Below are 20,971 nucleotides of genomic sequence, written 5' to 3'. Positions count from 1 at the left end.
GCAGCACCACCGCCCGGCACGACCGTGCCGCGGCGCCGTCGCGCACCGGCGACACCCGGCACCACGTCCGACCACCGATGGGGGAGCACACCCGTGGCAGTCCAGCCGATCCGCCTGTTCGGGGATCCCGTCCTGCGGAGCAAGGCCGACCCGGTCACCGTGTTCGACAAGGAGCTGCGGCGACTGGTCGCCGACCTCACCGACACGATGCGCGATGCGCCCGGAAGCGGTCTGGCCGCACCCCAGATCGGGGTCGCCCTGCGGGTGTTCACCTACCAGGTGGACGGCGAGGTGGGGCACCTGATCAATCCGAACCTGGACCTGTCCGAGGACGAACAGGACGGCCCCGAGGGCTGCCTGTCGCTGCCGGGTCTGCGCTACGACACCAAGCGCGCGTACGGCGTGGTCGCCAAGGGCTTCAACATGCACGGCGACCCCGTCACCATCGAGGGCACCCGACTGCTCTCGCGCTGCATCCAGCACGAGACCGACCATCTCGACGGCATCCTGTTCATCGACCGGCTCGACCGCGAGCAGCGCAAGGCCGCACTGCGCGCGCTGCGCGAGGCGGAATGGGCCGGCCAGGCCCCGCCGCAGGTCAAGTTCTCCCCTCACGGCACCTTCGGGAAGGCCCTCTAAACCCCCATGCGCCTAGTCTTCGCCGGCACCCCCGAGGTCGCCGTACCCGCACTCGAAGCCCTGCTGGAATCCCGGCACGAGGTGGTCGCCGTGGTCACCCGGCCGGACGCGCCCGCCGGCCGCGGCCGCAAGCTCGTCGCGAGCCCGGTGGCCGAACGCGCCGCCCTGGCCGGGATCGAGATCCTGCGCCCGGCCAAGCCGCGCGACCCGGAGTTCCTGGCCCGACTCGCCGAGATCGCCCCCGACTGCTGCCCCGTGGTCGCCTACGGCGCGCTGCTGCCCAAGGCCGCGCTGGAGATCCCCGCGCACGGCTGGGTCAACCTGCACTTCTCGCTGCTGCCCGCATGGCGTGGCGCGGCGCCCGTGCAGCACGCCGTGCTGGCCGGCGACGACATCACCGGCGCGTGCACCTTCCTGATCGAGCAGGGCCTGGACTCGGGCCCGGTCTTCGGAACGGTCACCGACGAGATCCGCCCCACCGACACCAGCGGCGACCTGCTGGAGCGGTTGTCCCGATCCGGCGCACGCCTGCTGGTGGCGACCATGGACGGGATCGCCGACGGCAGCCTGGAGGCCCGCCCCCAGCCGCCGCACGGGGTCACCCTCGCGCCCAAACTGACCGTCGAGGACGCCCGCGTCGACTTCACCGCGCCCGCCCTGCGGGTGGACCGGGTGGTGCGCGGCTGCACGCCCGCACCCGGGGCGTGGACCACCTTCCGCGGCGAGCGCCTCAAGCTCGCCCCGGTCCGCCTGCGCGGCGGCGACAACGCGCTGGCCCCCGGCGAGATCGCGGTGGAGAAGAAGGTGGTCCGGGTGGGTACCGGCAGCCACGCGATCGAACTCACCCAGGTCCAACCCCAGGGCAAACGCATGATGGCCGCCACCGACTGGGCCCGGGGCGCACACCCCGAGCCCGGTGAAACCCTCGGCACGAACTGAGCACCGTGACCAACGCCCCCGCCGCACGCCCCTACCGCCGCCCGCGTCCCGACGCCGCGCGCCTGGCCGCCTACGACGTCCTGCACGCGGTCGGCGAACGCGACGCGTACGCCAACCTGGTGCTGCCCGCACTGCTGCGCGAACGCAAGATCATCCCGCGCGACGCCGCCTTCGCGACCGAACTCGTGCACGGCACGCTGCGCCGTCAAGGCACCTACGACCAGATCGTGGCGGCCTGCACCGACCGGCCGATCAAGGAGATCGACCCGCCGGTCCTGGACGTGCTCGCGCTCGGCGTACACCAGCTGCTGAGCATGCGCACCCCCGTGCACGCCGCCGTCTCGGCCACCGTGGAACTGGCCCGCGCGGTGCTCGGCGACGGTCGTGCCAAGTTCGTCAACGCGATCCTGCGCCGAGTCTCCAAGCAGGACCTGGACACCTGGCTGCGGCAGATCGCGCCGCCCTACGACGAGGACCCCGAGGGCCACCTCGCGGTCCTGCACTCGCACCCGCGCTGGATCGTGCAGGCCCTGTGGGACGCCCTGGGCGCGCGCGGCAACCCGCACGACCGCGCCGCGATGGAGGCGCTGCTGGCCGCCGACAACATCGCCCCGACGATCTCCCTGGTCGCCCGCCCGGGCCGGGTCGAACTCGCCGAACTGTACGAGGCGGGCGCGACCCCCGGCCGCTGGTCGCCGTACGCGGCCACCCTCCCCGAGGGCGACCCGGCGGGGATCAAGGCGATCCGCGACGGCCGGGCCGCGGTCCAGGACGAGGGCAGCCAACTGGTCGCCGCCGCACTGGCCGAGGCCGAGGTCGAGGGTGCCGAGAGCCGCTGGCTGGACCTGTGCGCGGGCCCCGGCGGCAAGGCCGGCCTGCTCGCCGCGATCGCCACCGGGCGCGACGTGTCGCTGCTCGCGGTCGAGCGCCGGCACCACCGTGCCCGCCTGGTCCGCAACGCGATCGGCCATCTGACCCACCATCAGGTGATCACCGCGGACGGCACCCGACCCGCGTGGCAACCCGGCAGCTTCGACCGGGTGATCGCCGACGTGCCGTGCAGCGGCCTGGGCGCGCTGCGCCGCCGACCCGAGTCGCGCTGGCGCCGCAAGCCCGAGGACATTCCCGAACTGGGCGAGTTGCAGCGCGCGTTGCTGCGCACCGCGGTGGCCGCCGCCCGGCCCGGCGGAGTGATCGCGTACGTCACGTGCTCGCCGCATCCGGCGGAGACGCGCGTGGTGGTGGACGACATCCTGCGCGCGGGCGAGGCCGAGCTGGTCGACGCCCGGCCGCTGTTCCCGGGTGTGCCGCACCTGGGCACCGGCCCGGACGTACAGCTGTGGCCGCACCTGCACGGCACCGACGCGATGTACCTCGCGCTGCTTCGTCGTACCGGCTGAATCACCCGCACGCACGGCGCGATCACCCGCACGGACGGGGTGAAAAGCGGCTGGATACCCCCGATGCGGGGCATAACGGCGAGGGTGGTCGTCACTTCGGGCTCGGCCGCATCGGTCGTTCCTCGGGTCCGAGAGACCCGAGGGCGACCGCCGGCCGACCACCGCAGGAGCCGCCGTACCCATGTCCACGCTCGCCCGCAGTACCCCGCGCCCCGGCCTGCTCGCCCGCACGGCGCGAGCGGTGCGCGGCGAGTGGAGTCGGCTCACCGCGATTCCGGCGCGCGAGCTGCGTGCGCACGGCCTGTCGGCGATCCCGCTCACCATGTGCACGGTGCTGTTGACCCTCGGCTTCTGGTTCGCCTGGCGCACCGCGTGGGGCGGCGACGTGGTGCGTGCGCTGGGCGGGGTGAGCGCGGGCATTCCGCTCCCTCTGGCGCTGCTGCGCACGCCCGTCTCGCTGTTCGTGCCCGCGCCGGACCTGCCGGTGTGGGGTGCGCTGATCCAGGTTCTCGTCCTGTTCGGGCTGGCCGAACTCGACCTGGGGGCACGCCGCACGCTGGTGATCGCCTACGTGGCCACGCTGTGCGGCACGCTGGCCGCCAGGGTGATGGTCGGGCTCGGCCCGGACCACCTGCTCGGCATCGACGCCCGGCACGGCGACATCCTGGACACCGGCCCCTCGGCCGCGGTGGTCGGCCTGGTGGTGTGCATCGCCATGGTGCGTCGTGCGCCGATCCTGCTCGCCGGCGTGTGGCTGCTGATGATCGCCGAGGTGGTGGTCAAGCCGAACCTGGCCGGCCGCGAGCACATCGCCGCGATGACCGGCGTCACCCTGTGCACCGGCGCATACCTGGCCTGGCAACGCCGCCGCACACCCCGGACCCGACCATCGCCGACCGCCGACCGGCGCGCCCGGCCACGCGAGACCACCCGCCTCCCGTGAACCGCCGAGGATGCCTTGAGGAACCCTCTCGACTTCAAGTATCTTGATATCAAGGTAGAAGTGGTCGGAACCAGAGCGAACGAACGAAGAACAGGGCGAACGAAGCCTCGACAGGGAGGGCGACCATGCCCATCGACTTCCACAGCCCCGCCAACCGGCTCACCTACGCCCGGCGCGCCGCCGGCGAGGACTGGGCGCGCCTGATTCGCGACCTGGTCCCCCCGGCCGGCGCACGCGTGGTGGACGTCGGTTGCGGAGGCGGGGTGTACACGACGGCGTGGCTGGATCTGGGCGCGGCGAGCGCGATCGGGGTGGACTTCTCCGCCACGATCCTGTCCGGCGCCCGGGAGCGGGCGGGGGAGCGGCCGGGGTTGTCCTTCCACCAGGGCGACGCGTACGCCACCGGCCTTCCGGCCGGCGCGGCCGACATCGTGTTCGAGCGGGCCCTGATCCACCACCTCGACGACCTCGTCGGATGCTTTCGCGAGGCCCGCCGACTGCTCGCGCCCGGCGGCGCGCTGATCGTCCAGGACCGCACCCCGGCCGATGTCACCCGCCCCGGCACACCGACCCACCTGCGCGGCTGGTTCTTCGAGCGGTTCCCCGCCCTGCTCGACATCGAAGCGGCCCGACGCCCCACCGCCGAGGCCGTGACGGCGGCCCTGGGCGAGGCCGGCTTCGGCGCGGTGCGCACCGCGGCGCTGACCGAGACGCGCCGCGAGTACGCCGACGCCCGCGAGGTGGTCGCCGACCTGACGGCCCGTACCGGCCGGTCGATCCTGCACGACCTCACCGACGACGAACTCTCCGACCTGGCCGCCTACATCCGGGACAGGCTCCCGGCCCGGGGCCCGATCCACGAAACCGACCACTGGACGATCTGGTCCGCGACGACCTGAGGGCCTCCCGCCCCGGCGAGGACGACGAGAGGCCCCGGCTTCACTCATTGTGACGAAGCTCCACGGGCCCGATCAGCCCCACCCCGAGTCCGTGAAACCGCAGCCTGCTCACCCAGCGCAACGGACGGGCGGGTGGGCACACCAACCGCCCTAGTGAGCGCAGCGCTCCGCGGCTCCGGTGGCCAACGCGCGCAACCTGTCCACCGCGGCACCGGGATCGCGGCCGTCGAACACCGCCGACCCGGCCACGAACACGTCCGCGCCGGCCTCCGCACACATCTCGATGGTCTTCGCGGACACCCCGCCGTCCACCTGGAGCCACATCTGCAAGCCGTGCTTGGCGATCAACTGCCGGGTGCGGCGGATCTTCGGCAGCATGACGTCCAGGAAGCTCTGCCCGCCGAAACCCGGCTCGACGGTCATCACCAAGAGCATGTCCAACTCCGGCAGCAGATCCTCGTACGGCTCGATCGGGGTGGCCGGTCGCAGCGCCATCGAGGCCCGCGCCCCCTTGGCCCGCAGGTCCCGGGCGAGCTTGATCGGGGCGGTCGCGGCCTCGACGTGGAAGGTCACGCTGCCCGCGCCGGCCTCGGCGTAGGCGGGTGCCCAGCGGTCCGGGTCCTCGATCATCAGGTGCATGTCGATCGGCGTTTCGGTGGCCTTGATCAGGCTCTCGACCACGGGCAGGCCGATGGTCAGGTTCGGGACGAAGTGGTTGTCCATGACATCCACGTGGAGCCAGTCGGCGTTGCGCACCTGCGCCACCTCGTCGGCGAGGCGGGCGAAGTCGGCGGACAGGATGCTCGGATTGATCTGCACGGTCATGCGCACAGAATCTCATCGTCGGGGCAGTCCTTCGGCACCGCCTCGACCGTCGAGCTGACGATACGTCAGATCATCCACGCCGCAGTCGCGTTCGGGTATACGAACGCACCGTGACGGACGGCACAGGTTGGTCAAGGTCAACGTTGTCGGCCGTCGTGGCACACTTCGAGGTGTACGAAAGTCACGTACGCGCGCTCCGGGGTCGGTGAAAATCCGAACCGGCGGTTACAGTCCGCGACCCGGTCGACGCCCCACATCACGTGGAGCGACGGCCGGCTGAACCGGTGGAATTCCGGTACCGACGGTCAAAGTCCGGATGGGAGGTAGCGCGCGGCGAGCGACTGCGGCATGTCCGCGTACCCACGGTGCGCCGGCATCCCCGCCCGTCGATTCGTCGTGCCGTCCTGCCCGAAAGCACCCCGGTGCCCCGCGTCGCAACGCGAGGAGGCACGAGGTGAAGGGCAACACCGCCCGGCCGGTCGACGAGACCACCGCCATGCGCCGCGCCATCTCGCTGGCGAGCCGCGCGCTCGGCCACACCAGCCCCAATCCCGTGGTCGGCTGCGTCGTGCTCGGCCCGGACGACACCGTGGTCGGCGAGGGCTTCCACACCCGCGCCGGCGCCCCGCACGCCGAGGTCGAGGCGCTGCGCGCGGCGGGGTCCGCGGCCCGCGGCGGCACCGCCTTCGTCACCCTCGAACCCTGCTCGCACACCGGCCGCACCGGCCCGTGCACCCAGGCCCTGATCGACGCCGGCATCCGCCGGGTGCGCTACGCGGTCGCCGACCCGAACCCGGCCGCGGCCGGCGGCGGCGCGGTGCTGCGCGCGGCGGGCATCGACGCCGAGGGCGGCCTGCTCGCCGCCGAGGCCGAGGCGGGCAACCGGGCCTGGCTGACCGCGACCCGACTGGGCCGCCCGCACGTGACCTGGAAGTACGCCGCCACCCTGGACGGCCGCAGCGCCGCCGCCGACGGCAGCAGCCGCTGGATCACCTCCGCGGCCTCGCGCGCCGACGTACACACCCTGCGGGCGAGCGTGGACGCGGTGCTGGCCGGCTCCGGCACGCTGCTCGCCGACGACCCGCACCTGGCCGTGCGCGACGTGCCCGGCGCCCGGCAGCCGCTGCGGGTGATCGTGGACACGCACGCCCGCACCCCGGCGACCGCCCGGGTCCTGGACGACGCGGCACCCACCCTGATCGCGGTCGGCCCCGACGCGGACGCCGCCCACCTGCCCGAGGCCGCCGTGCTGCGCATACCCCGCGCCGACGCCGGCCTGGACCTGCCCGCGCTGCTGAAGGAGCTGTACGCGCGCGACGTGCGCGCCGTGCTGCTCGAAGGCGGCCCGACCCTGGCCGGTGCGTTCGCCGCGGCCGGCCTGATCGACACCGTCGTGGGCTATCTCGCCCCGGCCCTGCTCGGCGCCGGACCCACCGCCCTGGGTCCGGCCGGAATCGGCACCATCTCCGAGGTGTTGCGACTGGACGTCGACGACGTCGCCCGCCTCGGCACCGACATTCGCATCACCGCCCGCCCGCGGCCGGAACCCGCCGGCCGAACGAAGGAGTCCTGACGCATGTTCACCGGAATCGTTGAGGAACTCGGCGAGATCGTGGCCATCGAGCGGCTGACCGACTCGGCCCGGATCACCATCCGCGGCCCGGTCGTCACCACCGGTGCCCGGCACGGCGACTCGATCGCCGTCAACGGGGTGTGTCTGACCGTCGTGGACGACAAGGTCGACCCGGTCGAGGCGACGTTCACCGCCGACGTGATGCAGGAGACCCTGGACAAGTCGAGCCTGGGCGCGCTCACCACGGGCGCACGGGTCAACCTGGAGCGCCCGATGGTGCTCGGCGGTCGCCTGGGCGGCCACCTCGTACAGGGCCACGTCGACGGCACCGGCGAGATCCTCGCCCGCACGCCCGGCGAGGAGTGGGAGGTCGTGGAGATCGCGCTGCCCGCGCACCTGGCCCGCTACGTGGTGGACAAGGGCTCGATCACCGTGGACGGCATCAGCCTCACCGTCGTGCAGGCCCACGACGCGAGCTTCACGGTCAGCCTGATCCCGACCACGCTCGCGCTGACCACGCTGGGCGTCAAGACGGTCGGCGACCCGGTCAACCTCGAGGTCGACATCATCGCCAAGTACGTCGAGCGGCTGGGCACACACGGGACCGATACACAGGTGGGGGCATCGTGATCGGCTGGCTCAACGACGCCGCGTTCACCGTCGCCGACAAGCCGGTGCCGTGGTCCGACCTGCTCGGCCAGACCGCGTCGCTGGCCACCGTGTGGCTCGCGCTGCGCCGCAACCTGTGGGCATGGCCCGTACAGATCCTCGGCGCGGCGCTGCTGATCGCCGCCAACACCTCGGTGCACCTGGGCGGCAGCGCGATGCGCAACGTCGTCATCATCTTCGCGGCCGGCTACGGCTGGTGGCGCTGGGCCCGCGGTCGGCGCGACACCGGCGAGGTGGAGATCCGCTTCGGGAGCACCCACGAGCGGATCGCGCTGGTCGCGCTGATGGCGGCCGGCACCGTCGGCTTCGCACTGCTGCTCGAACACACCGGCATCTCGTGGGCGCCGTGGCCGGACGCGTACATCTTCGTCGGCTCGGTCGTGGCGATGCTCGCCCAGGCCCGCGGCCTGTTCGAGTTCTGGCTGGTGTGGATCGCGGTGGACATGGTGGGCGTGCCGCTCGCCGTGCAGCACGGCCTGGTGTTCAGCGGACTGGTCTACGGCGTCTTCTTCGTGATGTGCGTGGCCGGGCTCGTCGACTGGTGGAACCGCTCCCGGCGGTACCGGGACAACGGGGCTGCCCGCGGGGCAGATCGGCACCTGGAAGGGGCAACGGCGTGAAGACCAGCAGCGAAAACACCGACATCGAGGTGCCGGCACAGAAGGCGGCGCCGGAGGCGCCACTGGTGCTCGACACCATCGAGGACGCGATCAAGGCGATGGCCGCCGGCGAGGCGATCGTGGTCGTCGACGACGAGGACCGGGAGAACGAGGGCGACCTGATCTTCGCCGGCGAGCTGGCCACGCAGGCGCTGATGGCCTTCATGATCCGCTATTCCTCGGGCGTGGTCTGCGTGCCGATGCGCGGCGCCGACCTGGACCGGCTCAAGCTGCCCCCGATGACCGCCGTCAACGAGGACCGCAAGGGCACCGCCTACTCGGTCTCGGTGGACGCCAAGGACGGCGTCGACACCGGCATCTCGGCGGCCGACCGCACCCACACCGTGCGGCTGCTGGCCGACCCGAACACGGTGCCCACCGAGCTGACCCGACCCGGCCACGTCTTCCCGCTGCGTGCGGTCGAGGGCGGGGTGCTGGTCCGCCCCGGGCACACCGAGGCGGCCGTGGACCTGGCCGAACTGGCCGGGCTGGCGCCGGTCGGCGTGATCTGCGAGGTGGTCAACGACGACGGCACGATGGCCCGGCTGCCGCAGCTCGTCCCGTTCGCCCGCGAGCACGGCCTCAAGATCGTTACCATCGCCGACCTGATCGCCTACCGCCGGCGCACCGAACGCACCATCGAGCGGGCCGCCGAGACCCGGCTGCCCACCGAGCACGGCACGTTCCGGGCGATCGGCTACCGCAGCACCGCCGACGGCGTCGAGCACATCGCGCTGGTGGCGGGCGACCTCGGCGACGGCGAGGACGTGCTGGTGCGGGTGCACTCCGAGTGCCTGACCGGCGACGTGTTCGGCTCGCTGCGCTGCGACTGCGGTCCGCAGTTGCAGGCCGCGCTGGAGCGGGTCACCACCGAGGGCCGGGGCGTGGTGTTGTACATGCGCGGCCACGAGGGTCGGGGCATCGGGCTGATCCACAAGCTCCAGGCCTACCAACTCCAGGACGCCGGCCACGACACCGTGGACGCCAACCTGGAACTGGGCCTGCCCGCCGACGCCCGCGACTACGGCACCGGCGCGCAGATCCTGGTCGACCTGGGCGTGCGCTCGATGCGCCTGCTCACCAACAACCCGGCCAAGCGCGCCGGGTTGGAGGGCTACGGCCTGGAGATCACCGGCCGGGTCGCGCTTCCGGTGCATGCGACCGCGGACAACCTGCGCTACCTGCTGACCAAGCGCGACCGGATGGGGCACGACCTGCCCTGGCTGGACCCCGACGACGAGGCCGCGACCGCGCCCTCGGTCGGCGAGGTCGCCGAGGTCGTCGACGCGAAGGGCCACGCGGTCAGCACCGCCTGACCCGATCGGCCTCACCCGTACCGGTGACACGCGCGCGGTACCGTCCCGGCCGCGCCGATAGGTTCGACCCGCTCGAACCTGCTCGACCGTCGGACCCTGCTCGACCCGTCGGTCCCCGCCGCACCGCACCGGAGCTCGATTCGTCGTACTCCACCACCGCATACCGCATACCGCATCCAGGCTTTCAGCCGTTCCAGCCGAAGGACACCGACAGACATGAGTGGCGCAGGAGCCCCGAAACTGACCGTCGAGGGCTGCCGTGACCTGCGCGTGGGCGTGGTCGCCGCGCAGTGGCACACGACCGTGATGGACGGGCTCGTGGACGGGGCCCTCAAGGCCCTGAGCGAGCTGGGCATCACCGAACCCACGCTGATCCGCGCCCCCGGCGCGTTCGAACTGCCCGTGCTGGCCAAGGCGCTGGCCGGGAGCGGTCACGACGCCGTGATCGCGCTCGGCGTGGTGATCCGGGGCGGCACCCCGCACTTCGAGTACGTGTGCTCGGCCGCCACCGACGGCCTGACCCGGGTCGCGCTGGACACCGGTGTGCCCGTCGGCTTCGGGGTGCTCACCTGCGACACCGAGGAGCAGGCGCTGGACCGGGCCGGCCTGTCCGGCTCGCGCGAGGACAAGGGCCGCGAAGCGGTGGAGGCGGCCGTCGCGACGGCGATGGTGTTGCGTACGCTCTCCGAACCGCGGCGTTCGGCCTGATCGACGCACCCGCAGATGCACCCACGGGTCGTCCGCGCCACGCCACCCACAACCACGCGATGGGCACCATGAAGACGTTTGAACAGCTTTTCGACGAGCTGCAGGCCAAGGCGGCCTCGGGCCAGGAGGGCTCGCGCACGGTCGAGCTCGTCACCGCCGGCGTGCACACGATCGGCAAGAAGGTCGTCGAGGAGGCCGCCGAAGTGTGGATGGCCGCCGAGCACGAGGGCGCCGACCGCACCGCCGAGGAGATCTCCCAGCTCCTCTACCACCTCCAGGTGATGATGGTCGCTCGCGGCATCTCGCTGAAGGACGTATACGCTCACCTGTGACGACCGCCGTCCCCGGCCCGTCGCCCGGGCCGGGGACGCCGTCGTACCCGCAACCTCGTTCGGCACTTCCCGAAGGGTCATTTCATGCTGCGCATCGCCGTCCCCAACAAGGGTTCCCTCTCCGAGCCTGCGTCGGCGATGCTGCATGAGGCCGGCTACCGCCAGCGCAAGCACTCCAAGGAACTGGTCCTCACCGACCCCGACAACAACGTCGAGTTCTTCTTCCTGCGCCCGCGCGACATCGCCATCTACGTCGGCTCCGGCCGGCTCGACGCCGGCATCACCGGGCGCGACCTGCTGATGGACTCGGGCGCCGAGGCCGAGGAGATCCTGCAACTGGGGCTGGCCCCGGCCACGTTCCGCTACGCCGCGCCCGCCACACTGGCGCGCGAGCTGGCCGGGCAGGGCAAGAAGGGCCTGGCCGGACTGCGGGTGGCGTCCTCCTACATCGGCATCGTCGAGCGCGACTTCGCCGACAACGGCATCGAGGCCGCCGCGCTGGTCAAGCTGGACGGCGCGGTGGAGACCGCGATCCAGCTGGGCGTCGCCGACGTGATCGCCGACGTCGTGGAGACCGGCACCACACTCGCGCAGGCCGGCCTGGAGGTGTTCGGCGAGCCGATCCTGCGCTCGGAGGCGGTGCTGATCCGCCGCGCCGGCGCGGAGACCTCGCCCGCCCTGGAACAACTGGTCCGCCGGCTCCAGGGCGTCCTGGTGGCCCGCAGCTACGTGATGATGGACTACGACATCCGGGTCGAGCGGGTGGAGGCGGCGGTCACGCTGACCCCGGGCCTGGAGTCGCCCACGGTCAGCCCGCTGCACAACGAGGGCTGGGTGGCGGTGCGTGCGATGGTCCCGCGCAAGAACGCCCAGCAGATCATGGACGACCTGTGGGAGATCGGCGCCCGCGCGATCCTGGTCACCGGCATCCACGCCTGCCGCCTCTGACACCCGATCGGTCCGCCGGCGCGTGCGTCGGCGGACCGATCACCCTCTTCCCCCGGAGATCCGTTCCACCATGAGCGCCCCCACCCCTGCCGCCGACCTTCCGCGCACCTGGTACGCCAAGCGCAGTCGGCTCATCACCGCCGTGCTCGGCGCGGTCATCCTGGTCGGGCTCTGCGTGCTGGCGGTGATGCTTCCGGAGAAGGGCGGCTGGGGGCTCGGTTCGCGGCTCGGCGTCGCGTGCACCGGGGTGCTCGGTCTCGCCGCGATGATCATGCTCGGCCGACCGAAGGTGGTCGCGGCGGCGGGCGGGGTGACCGTGGTCAACCTGCTGCGCACCACCCATCTGGACTGGGCCCAGATCGTCCGGGTCTACCTGCGCCAGGGCGACCCGTGGGTCTACATCGACATGTCCAACGGGGACACCCTGCCGGTGATGGGCATTCAGACCTCCAACGGCAAGGCCGAGGCGATCACCGCCGCACGCGAACTGCGCTCGCTGGCGGAGAAGTACGGCGCCGCCCCCGACGCGCGCTAGCACCACCGGGCCGGATGGTTCGCGTCGAGCCCCGCTGCGGCTGCGGGCTCAGGGCCTCGGCACGTTGCGCAGGTTCGACCGGGCCATCTGGACCCTGCGGCCGACGCCGCCGCTGAGGACGGTTCGCCCCGCGCTCAGGGCGAAGCCCTGGATCTGTCCGGCGGTGATCTTCGGCGGGATGGACAGCGCGTTGGGGTCGGTGACGATGTCGACCAGCGCCGGGCCCTTGTGTGCGAAGGCGTCCCGCAGCGCACCGCGGACCTGCTTCGGCTTTTCCACCCGCACCCCGAACGCACCCGCAGCCCGCGCGATCGCGGCGAAGTCCGGGTTCTTGTTCGTCGTCCCGAACGGTTCGAGCCCGGCGACCATCATCTCCAACTCGACCATGCCCAGCGACGAGTTGTCGAACAGCACGATCTTCACCGGCAGGTCGGACTGCACCAGGGTCAGCAGATCACCCATCAGCATCGAGAAGCCGCCGTCGCCGGACATCGACACGACCTGCCGGTCCAGGTCCAGGAACTGTGCGCCGATCGCCTGCGGCAGCGCGTTGGCCATCGAGCCGTGCGAGAACGAACCGATCACCCGGCGTCGCCCGTTCGGAGTCAGATAGCGCGCCGCCCACACGTTGCACATGCCGGTGTCGACGGTGAAGATCGCGTCCTCGGCGGCCTCCTCGTCCAGGATCGAGGCGACGTACTCCGGGTGGATGGGCACGTGCTTCTCCACCTTGCGGGTGTACGCCTTCACCACCCCTTCGAGGGCGTCCGCGTGCTTGCGGAGCATACGGTCCAGGAACCGGCGGTCGGTCTTGGCCCGCACCATCGGGGTCAGCGCCCGCAGCGTCTCGCGCACATCGCCCCACACCGCCAGGTCGAGCGTGGTCCGCCGGCCCAGATGCTCCGGGCGCACGTCCACCTGCACGGTGGCCACGTCCTGCGGCAGGAACGCGTTGTACGGGAAGTCGGTGCCCAGCAGGATCAGCAGGTCCGCCTCGTGCATCGCCTCGTACGCGGCACCGTAGCCCAACAGCCCGGACATGCCCACGTCGAACGGGTTGTCGTACTGGATGTGCTCCTTGCCGCGCAGCGCGTGGCCCACCGGCGCGTTGATCCGGGCGGCGAACGCCATCACCTCCTCGTGCGCGCCGGCCGTGCCCGCGCCGCAGAACAGGGTGACCCGCGCGGCCTCGTCGACCATCCGGGCCAGCGTGGCCAGGTCCGTGTCGCCCGGGCGCACCGCCGGCAGCGCCGTGGGCAGCGCCAACTGGTAGGCCCGCTCCGGCGCGGGCCGGTCCGCGACATCGCCCGGAAGGGTGACCACCGAGACTCCGCCCAGGCCCACCGCGTGCTGGATCGCCGACTGGAGCACCCGGGGCATCTGCTCGGGCGTGCCGATCATCTCGCTGTAGTGGCTGCACTCGACGAACAGTCGTTCGGGGTGCGTCTCCTGGAAGAACCCGGTGCCGATCTCGCCGCTGGGGATGTGCGACGCGAGCGCCAGCACCGGGGCGTGCGAGCGGTGCGCGTCGAACAGGCCGTTGATCAGGTGCAGGTTGCCCGGGCCGCAACTGCCCGCACACGCGGCCAGCCGACCGGTCAGCTGCGCCTCCGCGCCCGCGGCGAACGCGGCCACCTCCTCGTGCCGCACGTGCACCCAATCGATCGCGGCATTGCGTCGCACGGCGTCCACGATCGGGTTGAGGCTGTCGCCCACCACGCCGTACAACCGGCGCACCCCCGCCTGGGCGAGGATGTCCACGAACTGCTCGGCGACGCTCTGCTTGGCCACGGGAGACCCTTCCGTCCTGCTCGACCGGCGACCCGGCGGGTGCCTGCCGCGCCCGGCCATCGGCAAGAAAGCGATGATCGGATAGCCCTACCCGTGCCGCGCCGGGCTATCCCCGGCCGTCCGCCAGATCCCCGTACGCCTGGAACAGGTCGGACAGGCGCAGCGTGGTCAGCTCGGCCAGGTCCGGGCCGTCCGGCAGCTCGACCAGGCGCACGTCGCGATACATGCAGCACTTCTCGTACAGGGTGCGGACGAAGCGGGCGTTGCCCAGTTCGTCGATCCAGCCCTGCTCGCGCACATGGCCGGTGATGCTGCGCAACTCGGCCGCCGCGTCCTCGTCCCAGGTGTCGCCGCCGCCGGCCGCCATCACCTCGGCGATCCGGGCCAGGTCCTCGGCGCCGTAGGACGGGAACTCGACCCGGGTGGTGAACCGCGACATCAGGCCCGGATTCGAGGTGAGCAGCCGGTCCATGCCCTCCGGATAGCCGGCCAGGATGATCACCAGCCGGTCCCGGTCGTCCTCGGCCCGCTTGAGCAGCACCTGGAGCGCTTCGTCGCCGTACGCGTCGCCCTTGGAATAGCCCACGTTGGTCAGGCCGTACGCCTCGTCCACGAACAGCACGCCGCCCAGCGCCGAGTCGATCAACTCGCTGGTCTTGACCGCGGTCTGGCCCAGGTACTCGCCCACCAGGTCGGAGCGCTGCGCCTCGACCAGGCGGTCGCTCTCCAACAGGCCCAGCGCGGCGAAGACCCGGCCGAGCAGCCGGGCGACGGTGGTCTTGCCGGTACCGGAGGGGCCGGAGAAGACGAAATGCCGCTTGGGGGCCTGCGCGGGCAGGCCCTGGGCCTCGCGCAGCCGGGCCATCCGCATCTGCGCGGACAACGCGCGCACCTGACGCTTGACCGGTTCCAGGCCGACCATCGACTGCAATTCGGCCAACACCAGCGCGAGTTCCTCGGGGGCGGCGGCCGGGCGCATCGGCGCGGATCGGCCGGCCGCCCGCACGTCCGCGTCGGGCCGCGGGTCGAGGTCGTCGCCGTCCGGGGTCGGGTCCGGCTCGCGCTCGATCTCGGCGGCGGGCGGCGGGCCGGCCGGCGGGGGAGCGGTCGCGGGTATCGGCGGCAGCACGTCCGGGAGCGGGCCTCGGCCGACCACGGGCCCGGCCAGGCGAGCGGTCATCCCGCCGTACTCGTCCAGCGGTTCGCCGGCCGCCAGCGAGGACAGCCGCGCGGCGGTGTCCATGAACGAGGGGTCCGCCTGGTGCACGGCCCGATACAGCGGCAGCGCGGCCGGGGTGCGGCCGGTCTCCTCGTACGCGCGGGCGAGCCAGTAGCGCAACTCCTTGCGTTGCGGGTGCTCCGAGCGGCAGCGCACCAGGGCGGTGGCGAGCACCTGTTCGGCCTTGGCGTACAGGCCCAGGCGGACCCGGGCCATGCCCGCGAACAGGCCCGCCTCCACGCCCAGCAGCGCGTCGTCGTCCAACCCCGCGGTGTGCCGGAGCAGTTGTTGCCAGTCCTTGCCCAGATAGGCCCGGCAGGCGAGCAGGAACCGGGTGGCCGCGTCCTGTTCGGCGGGTGGGCACAGGGCGAGTGCCGCGTCCAATTCGGGCAGGTGGCGCCCGTCCAACCAGTGCGATGCGTGGGCCAGCGCCAGGTCGCGCGGGGTCTCCAGGACCAGTTGCACCCACCAGCCCAGCCAGTACCAGGAGTTGAGCGGCCGGCCGTATTTCGCGCGCTGCTCGCCGAAGCGTTCTCGGTGGGTGTGCATGGCCACCACGGCGGTGGCCACCTCCACCTTGAGCGCATGCAGCCCCAGCCATGCGTCGGCCATGCCCGGGTCGGCCTCGACCGCGGCCCGGAACTGCACCTCCGCCTGGCCGTATTCGCCGGCGACGTAGGCGTCCATGCCGCGCAACCAGGCCAGTTCGGCCGGACTTCCGGTGCGTGCGCCACGTTCGGTCTGTCCCACGGTGGACCCCCCTTCCCCCGGCCGGTCCTCTCCGCGTGCCCGTGTCCCCGAGGGGACTTCGAGAGGATGTCGGCCCGCTGCCGATGAATCCCGGTGCGTCCATTCCGCCCGATCGGCGACGCCCCTTAGAGCCTCTCCCGTTCCGCTGCCCGTCACGCCGGCTCGTACGAGGCGGTCACGGATGGTGTCCGCGCCGCCACGCGTTCGTCCCCGCGCATCGTACCGAGCGGGGCCCGGCAATCCGAGGGGCGAACGGCATTTGGGGTGGTGAGGTGCCGCTCGTGGGGGCGGGCGGTGGTGTGTCGGAGCCCGAAACGCCAAGGGGCGGACGGCGATCCGACCGGCGTGACGCGAGGAAGCCCCCGGTCGCGGGGGAACGACCGGAGGCTTCGTCTCGATGCGGGGCCGGGGAGTGATTCGGCACTGCCGCTGGACCGCAAGCTATGGCGATCCGGACACAACGGTCAAGCACGCCACGCCGGGAAATCTCCGGACGGAATGCGATCCCACCGAGAAGGGCGTCGCACCGGGATCGTGCGCCCCGCGCACTCCGGGTGTGCACTGCCCGCACGCTCTCCGCGGTGCTGACGTGCGCGTGTTCGTGACGCTACGGTCGGTATATGGGCAACCACGGGGACACGGGCGGAACGGCAACGGGGGGCGAACCACCGCTTCGTCCCGGTGACAACAGTGCCGGCGGGACCGGTACCGCGCGTGCGGTGGTGGCCGGCGCGGCCCCACGTCGGCTGCCGCCCCGGCGCCGCAAGGCGGTCGGCGGCGGCGCGAGCGCGCCCGACCCGGCGTCGTTGCCGAGGGCCCGGGTGGCGGGCGCGTCGACGGCGTGGGACGCGGGCGAGGACCCGCACCCCGCGGCGGGCGCCCTGGCCCCCACCCCGACGAAGGTCCCGCGCCCGGCCGGGCGGCCGATCGTGGAGACCGCGGTCGGGCTCACGGGCAGGCTGGCCCGGGCCGCATCGGACGCCAAGTACCGCAGCGACCTGATGCGCGACCTGCTGACCGGACGCAGCACCGACCTCACCGGGTGGACGGTGCTGCCGAGCGGCCCGCTGCTGGTCGTGGTTGCCGAGGCCGATCCGCCCGCGGCGAGCGGGGATGCGCGGGCGGTGCGGGCCGGGCAGGAGGCGCTGGCCCTTGCCTGGTTCACGGCGGTCGCCGCCCGGGCACCGGACGCGGCCGTCGCGGCATATCCGCGCGAGGTGGTCGCCCTGCTCGGCGCGCCGGACGACGGGCAGTCCGCGCGGCTGGTGGCCGAACTCGCCGCAGTGGTGCACGCCGACTGCGGCACCGTGATCCGCTCGTTCAGCACCGGCATCGGCAGACCGGCGGAGTCCCTGGACGCACTGCCGACCGCGTACGAACAGGCCCGACGCGCGGTGGCGGCGGGTCGGCGTATCCACGGGCCGGGCGCGGTGGCGGACTTCGATCAACTGGGCGTCTTTCGGCTGCTGAGCCTGATTCCGGATCCGGGCGAGCTGGACCGCTTCGCACGCGAGGCGCTGCGGTCGTTGGCCCACCCGCGCGATCCGGAGGCGGCGGACCTGCGCAACACGCTGCAGGCACTGCTGGACACGAACCTCAACGTCGCCGAGACCGCACGCCGGCTGTATGTGCACTACAACACGCTGCGCTATCGGATCACCAAGCTGGAGCGGCTGTTGGGGCCGTTCACCCAGGATCCGCACCTACGGCTGAATCTGATGATCGCGCTCCAGATCGTGCGCATGCAAGGCGGCTGAGACCGCCCGCACTTCCGGCCCGCACGTCCCGCCCGCACTTCTCACCCGCCCGGAGACCGGCCGCTCGGTTCGCGGCCGGTCCGATGCGCGGCTCACCCGGTTCGTGCAGGGGAGCGGCGCGCCGGCGACAGGTCTGCTTGACTGTGCCAGGTATTCGATCGTGGCGTGGCGTGGGGAGTGGGCATGGGTGCGCTGGATGGCGTCAAGGTGGTCGAACTGGCCGGGATCGGGCCCGGACCGTTCGTCGGGATGATGCTGGCCGACGCCGGCGCCGGCGTGCTCCGGGTGGATCGCCCCGGCGGCGCGTCGATGCCCTCGATGGTGGTCGGCCGCGGGCGGTTGGGCACCCTGGAGTTCGACCTCAAGGACCCGGCCGCGCGGGACTCGGTACTGCGGTTGATCGCCGGCGCCGACGTGCTCGTCGAGGGGTTTCGCCCGGGCGTGGCCGAGCGGCTCGGGCTGGGACCGGACGTCTGCCTGGAGCGCAACCCCGCCCTCGTCTACGCCCGGATGACCGGGTGGGGGCAACACGGGCCGCTCGCGCCGCGGGCCGGGCACGACATCAACTACATCTCCATCTCCGGGGTGTTGCACTCCTTCGCGCGCACCGGCGAGCGTCCGGTGCCGCCGCTGAACCTGGTGGGGGACTACGGCGGCGGCGCGATGTTCTGCGCGTTCGGGATCCTCGCCGCGCTCCTGGCCGCCCGTACGTCCGGGCGCGGCCAGGTGGTCGACGCGGCGATGACCGACGGGTCGGCGCTGCTCAGTGCGTTCATCCACGGCATGCGCGGGCTCGGCGGCTGGGCGGACGAGCCCGGCGGCAACCTGCTCGACACCGGCGCGCCGTTCTACGACGTGTACACCACCGCCGACGGACGCCACGTCGCCGTGGGCGCGATCGAACCGCAGTTCTACGCCCTGCTGTTGGCCGGACTCGGGCTCGCCGAGGAGGAGTTGCCGGCACAGATGGACCGGGCCGGCTGGCCGGTCCTGCGCGAGCGGTTCGCCGCGGTGATCGCCGGGCGGACCCGGGACGAGTGGACGGCGGTCTTCGAGCCGCTGGACGCGTGCGTGACGCCGGTACTGACCTGGGAGGAGGCCGCCGAGCACCCGCACAACCGGGCCCGGGAGACCTTCATCCGCCCCGACGGCACCCTTCAGCCCGCCCCGGCCCCGCGACTGTCCGACACCCCGTCCACGGTCGGGGACGCCTCGACCCGGGTCGACGCCGCCCTCCTCGAATCCTGGGGCCTGTCCCCGGAGGAAGCCGCGAAGCTGACCCAGGACTCCTGACCGGGTAAGCCGAACCGGGCCGCGAGGGCCCGCCGGGATCGAGGACGGGCACCGGGCGGCCGGCCCCCGGGCAACCCCGACCGTCGAGCCGGCCGCCACGGGCGGTGCGGGCGGTCTATCCCTGCCCCGCCCCGGGCGCGACGTCGACGACGGGCGACCCGTGCCCGAGCGCTTCGCGCAAACGTGCATCATGGCACGCGCGTCCTACCCGCGCCCGGAAATCCGCGACAAATGTTTCACCGCGTAGCGCTCTCTCTACCATCGGTAGCCGCAACTGCCGATCCCTCGCGAGGAACCATGGACACCACCGCACTCACCAGCCCCATCGGCACCACCCTCCCGCGCGCGCACGCCACGGAACGTGCCACCGATCACATCGCGCGGCTGCTCGGCGAGACCGCACCCGTGCGGCAACGCGTGCTCCGGCACACCGTCTACCGGGACCTCACCGACATCACCGCGATCCGGGTGTTCATGGAGCACCACGTGTTCGCCGTCTGGGACTTCATGTCCCTGCTCAAAAGCCTGCAACGGCGGCTGACCTGCGTGGAGATCCCGTGGGTGCCGCGCGGCGACGCGGAGATCCGGCGCATGGTCAACGAGATCGTGCTCGGCGAGGAGAGCGACACCACCTCGCTGGGCCCGCTCAGCCACTTCGAGCTCTACCTCGCCGCGATGGACGCCGCCGGCGCCGACACCCGCCCGGCCCGGCGCTTCCTCGGCCTGCTCGTCGACCAGGTCCCGGTGCCCGAGGCCGTCGTCGCGTGCGGCGCACCCACCGGCGCCGCCGCGTTCGTGGCGCGCACCTGGCAGGTCGTCGAACACGCCCCGCTGCACTGCATCGCCGCGTCCTTCGCACTCGGCCGTGAGGAACTCATCCCGCGCATGTTCGACCACCTCACCACGCTCGACTCCCGGCACGAGGGCCGGCTCGCGGTGTTCGGCGAGTACCTCGCCCGGCACATCGAGGTGGACGGCGACGACCACGGCCCGATGGCGCTGCGTCTGCTCGCCCAGCTGTGCTCCGCCACCGCGGACCCGGCCCGGGCGTGGCGGGAGAGCGCCGGCACCGTCACCGTCTCGCTGCGCGCCCGCGCCGACCTGTGGGACGCGGTGCACACGGCGATCGAGGCGACCCGCCCCGCGGCCTGCTGATCCGGTTCCGGGACTGCCCGGAGTCGTGTGACGTGTCATATGTTAAGCGCGTGACCCACGACGCAGCCCTGTACCCCACAGACCGCCTCGGCCGCGCCCAGAAGGCAGCCGCCGACGCGGGACTGGACGCCCTGCTCATCTCGCCCGGCGCCGACCTGCGCTATCTCACCGGCTACGAGGCGCTTCCGCTGGAGCGCCTGACCTGCCTGGTGGTGCCCGTCGGCGCGGAGCCCTTCCTGGTCGTACCCGGCCTGGAGAAGCCCGCCGCCCTCGCGTCACCCGCGGGAGCGCTCGGCATCGACGTGGCCGGCTGGGCCGAGACCGACGATCCGTACGCGCTGATCGCCGAGCGGCTGCCCGCCGGCGTGGCCCGGATCGGCCTGGACAACCACATGTGGGCGGAGAAGGTGCTCGCCTTCCGCGCCGCCCTGCCCGCCGCCGAACAGTCGCTCGCCGGCGACGTGTTGCGCGAGTTGCGGATGCGCAAGTCCGCCGCCGAGGTGGCCGCGCTGCGCCGGGCCGGGGCCGCCCACGCCCCCCCGGTCGACGCGCGGGGGGCGGGTCACCCCCGCGGCCCCGGCCCAGCGGCTGGTAGGGGCGGCAAAGCCACAGCGCAACAAA

Annotated in this window: 20 protein-coding genes and 1 riboswitch; of the genes, 17 read left to right on the top strand and 3 right to left on the bottom strand. The window is 72.6% G+C overall.

Features of this window, described 5'->3' with window-relative positions; translation table 11 throughout:
• The first annotated feature begins 93 nt into the window (after window positions 1-93).
• From def to ACIBM5_RS35535, 5 genes are all read left to right on the top strand, one after another.
• Window positions 94-639 (top strand): peptide deformylase, encoded by a 546-nt coding sequence (gene def, locus ACIBM5_RS35555; RefSeq protein ID WP_391586145.1) that lies wholly within the window; start codon window positions 94-96, stop codon window positions 637-639.
• 6 nt (window positions 640-645) lie between these two features.
• Complete coding sequence (gene fmt / locus ACIBM5_RS35550) at window positions 646-1,578, top strand: methionyl-tRNA formyltransferase (protein WP_396010823.1); 933 nt, start codon at window positions 646-648, stop codon at window positions 1,576-1,578.
• Window positions 1,579-1,583: 5 nt separating this feature from the next.
• Window positions 1,584-2,978 carry an RsmB/NOP family class I SAM-dependent RNA methyltransferase gene (locus ACIBM5_RS35545; RefSeq protein WP_391586143.1) on the top strand — a complete coding sequence of 465 codons (1,395 nt, stop codon included), beginning with the start codon at window positions 1,584-1,586 and terminating at the stop codon, window positions 2,976-2,978.
• A 181-nt stretch (window positions 2,979-3,159) separates the two neighbouring features.
• Window positions 3,160-3,921 carry a hypothetical protein gene (locus ACIBM5_RS35540; protein ID WP_396010822.1) on the top strand — a complete coding sequence of 254 codons (762 nt, stop codon included), beginning with the start codon at window positions 3,160-3,162 and terminating at the stop codon, window positions 3,919-3,921.
• Window positions 3,922-4,046: 125 nt separating this feature from the next.
• Window positions 4,047-4,820, top strand: a complete 774-nt coding sequence (locus ACIBM5_RS35535) for a class I SAM-dependent methyltransferase (RefSeq protein WP_396010821.1) — start codon at window positions 4,047-4,049, stop codon at window positions 4,818-4,820.
• A gap of 150 nt (window positions 4,821-4,970) precedes the next feature.
• On the opposite strand, the gene rpe is transcribed toward ACIBM5_RS35535, so the two are convergent.
• Window positions 4,971-5,645: a ribulose-phosphate 3-epimerase gene (rpe, locus tag ACIBM5_RS35530; RefSeq protein ID WP_396010820.1), complete on the bottom strand. Its 675-nt coding sequence runs from the start codon at window positions 5,643-5,645 to the stop codon at window positions 4,971-4,973.
• A 187-nt stretch (window positions 5,646-5,832) separates the two neighbouring features.
• A riboswitch (FMN riboswitch) is annotated at window positions 5,833-5,979 on the top strand.
• A 120-nt stretch (window positions 5,980-6,099) separates the two neighbouring features.
• Here rpe and ribD point away from each other — a divergent pair.
• From ribD to ACIBM5_RS35490, 8 genes are all read left to right on the top strand, one after another.
• Window positions 6,100-7,218, top strand: coding sequence for a bifunctional diaminohydroxyphosphoribosylaminopyrimidine deaminase/5-amino-6-(5-phosphoribosylamino)uracil reductase RibD (gene ribD, locus ACIBM5_RS35525; protein ID WP_396010819.1), 1,119 nt, complete (start codon window positions 6,100-6,102; stop codon window positions 7,216-7,218).
• A 3-nt stretch (window positions 7,219-7,221) separates the two neighbouring features.
• A complete protein-coding gene (locus ACIBM5_RS35520) occupies window positions 7,222-7,848 on the top strand; it encodes a riboflavin synthase (protein WP_396010818.1) in 627 nt (208 codons plus the stop codon).
• Window positions 7,845-8,507 carry a nicotinamide riboside transporter PnuC gene (locus tag ACIBM5_RS35515; RefSeq protein WP_396010817.1) on the top strand — a complete coding sequence of 221 codons (663 nt, stop codon included), beginning with the start codon at window positions 7,845-7,847 and terminating at the stop codon, window positions 8,505-8,507. The genes ACIBM5_RS35520 and ACIBM5_RS35515 overlap by 4 nt, the downstream gene beginning before the upstream one ends.
• Window positions 8,504-9,862: a bifunctional 3,4-dihydroxy-2-butanone-4-phosphate synthase/GTP cyclohydrolase II gene (locus ACIBM5_RS35510; RefSeq protein ID WP_396010816.1), complete on the top strand. Its 1,359-nt coding sequence runs from the start codon at window positions 8,504-8,506 to the stop codon at window positions 9,860-9,862. The genes ACIBM5_RS35515 and ACIBM5_RS35510 overlap by 4 nt, the downstream gene beginning before the upstream one ends.
• 216 nt (window positions 9,863-10,078) lie before the next feature.
• Window positions 10,079-10,570 carry a 6,7-dimethyl-8-ribityllumazine synthase gene (gene ribH / locus ACIBM5_RS35505; protein ID WP_396010814.1) on the top strand — a complete coding sequence of 164 codons (492 nt, stop codon included), beginning with the start codon at window positions 10,079-10,081 and terminating at the stop codon, window positions 10,568-10,570.
• A 68-nt stretch (window positions 10,571-10,638) separates the two neighbouring features.
• Complete coding sequence (locus ACIBM5_RS35500; RefSeq protein ID WP_391586135.1) at window positions 10,639-10,902, top strand: phosphoribosyl-ATP diphosphatase; 264 nt, start codon at window positions 10,639-10,641, stop codon at window positions 10,900-10,902.
• A gap of 84 nt (window positions 10,903-10,986) precedes the next feature.
• Window positions 10,987-11,850 carry an ATP phosphoribosyltransferase gene (gene hisG / locus ACIBM5_RS35495; RefSeq protein ID WP_391586134.1) on the top strand — a complete coding sequence of 288 codons (864 nt, stop codon included), beginning with the start codon at window positions 10,987-10,989 and terminating at the stop codon, window positions 11,848-11,850.
• A gap of 70 nt (window positions 11,851-11,920) precedes the next feature.
• Window positions 11,921-12,385, top strand: coding sequence for a PH domain-containing protein (locus ACIBM5_RS35490; RefSeq protein WP_396010813.1), 465 nt, complete (start codon window positions 11,921-11,923; stop codon window positions 12,383-12,385).
• Window positions 12,386-12,433: 48 nt separating this feature from the next.
• Here the strand turns inward: ACIBM5_RS35490 and ACIBM5_RS35485 are convergent, their stop codons facing one another.
• Both ACIBM5_RS35485 and ACIBM5_RS35480 read right to left on the bottom strand, forming a co-directional pair.
• On the bottom strand, window positions 12,434-14,176 hold the full coding sequence (locus ACIBM5_RS35485; RefSeq protein ID WP_396010812.1) for a pyruvate dehydrogenase: 1,743 nt from the start codon (window positions 14,174-14,176) through the stop codon (window positions 12,434-12,436).
• A 106-nt stretch (window positions 14,177-14,282) separates the two neighbouring features.
• Entirely contained in the window at window positions 14,283-16,082 is a 1,800-nt protein-coding gene (locus tag ACIBM5_RS35480; protein ID WP_396010881.1) for an AAA family ATPase, read from the bottom strand.
• Window positions 16,083-16,765: 683 nt separating this feature from the next.
• Between ACIBM5_RS35480 and ACIBM5_RS35475 the strand changes: the two genes are divergently transcribed.
• The 4 genes from ACIBM5_RS35475 to ACIBM5_RS35460 all read left to right on the top strand — a co-directional run.
• Window positions 16,766-17,902, top strand: coding sequence for a PucR family transcriptional regulator (locus ACIBM5_RS35475; protein ID WP_396010811.1), 1,137 nt, complete (start codon window positions 16,766-16,768; stop codon window positions 17,900-17,902).
• A gap of 183 nt (window positions 17,903-18,085) precedes the next feature.
• A complete protein-coding gene (locus ACIBM5_RS35470) occupies window positions 18,086-19,195 on the top strand; it encodes a CaiB/BaiF CoA transferase family protein (RefSeq protein ID WP_396010810.1) in 1,110 nt (369 codons plus the stop codon).
• Between the two features lie 297 nt (window positions 19,196-19,492).
• Window positions 19,493-20,350, top strand: a complete 858-nt coding sequence (locus ACIBM5_RS35465) for a DUF3050 domain-containing protein (protein ID WP_396010808.1) — start codon at window positions 19,493-19,495, stop codon at window positions 20,348-20,350.
• A gap of 50 nt (window positions 20,351-20,400) precedes the next feature.
• A partial coding sequence (locus ACIBM5_RS35460) for an aminopeptidase P family N-terminal domain-containing protein (protein WP_396010807.1) occupies window positions 20,401-20,971 on the top strand: 571 nt, incomplete at its 3' end.

Source organism: Embleya sp. NPDC050493 (genome assembly GCF_044458105.1).
Taxonomy (GTDB): Bacteria; Actinomycetota; Actinomycetes; order Streptomycetales; family Streptomycetaceae; genus Embleya.
Note: the sequence above shows the minus strand (reverse complement) of the source record. Positions and strands in the feature narration are given on the sequence as shown.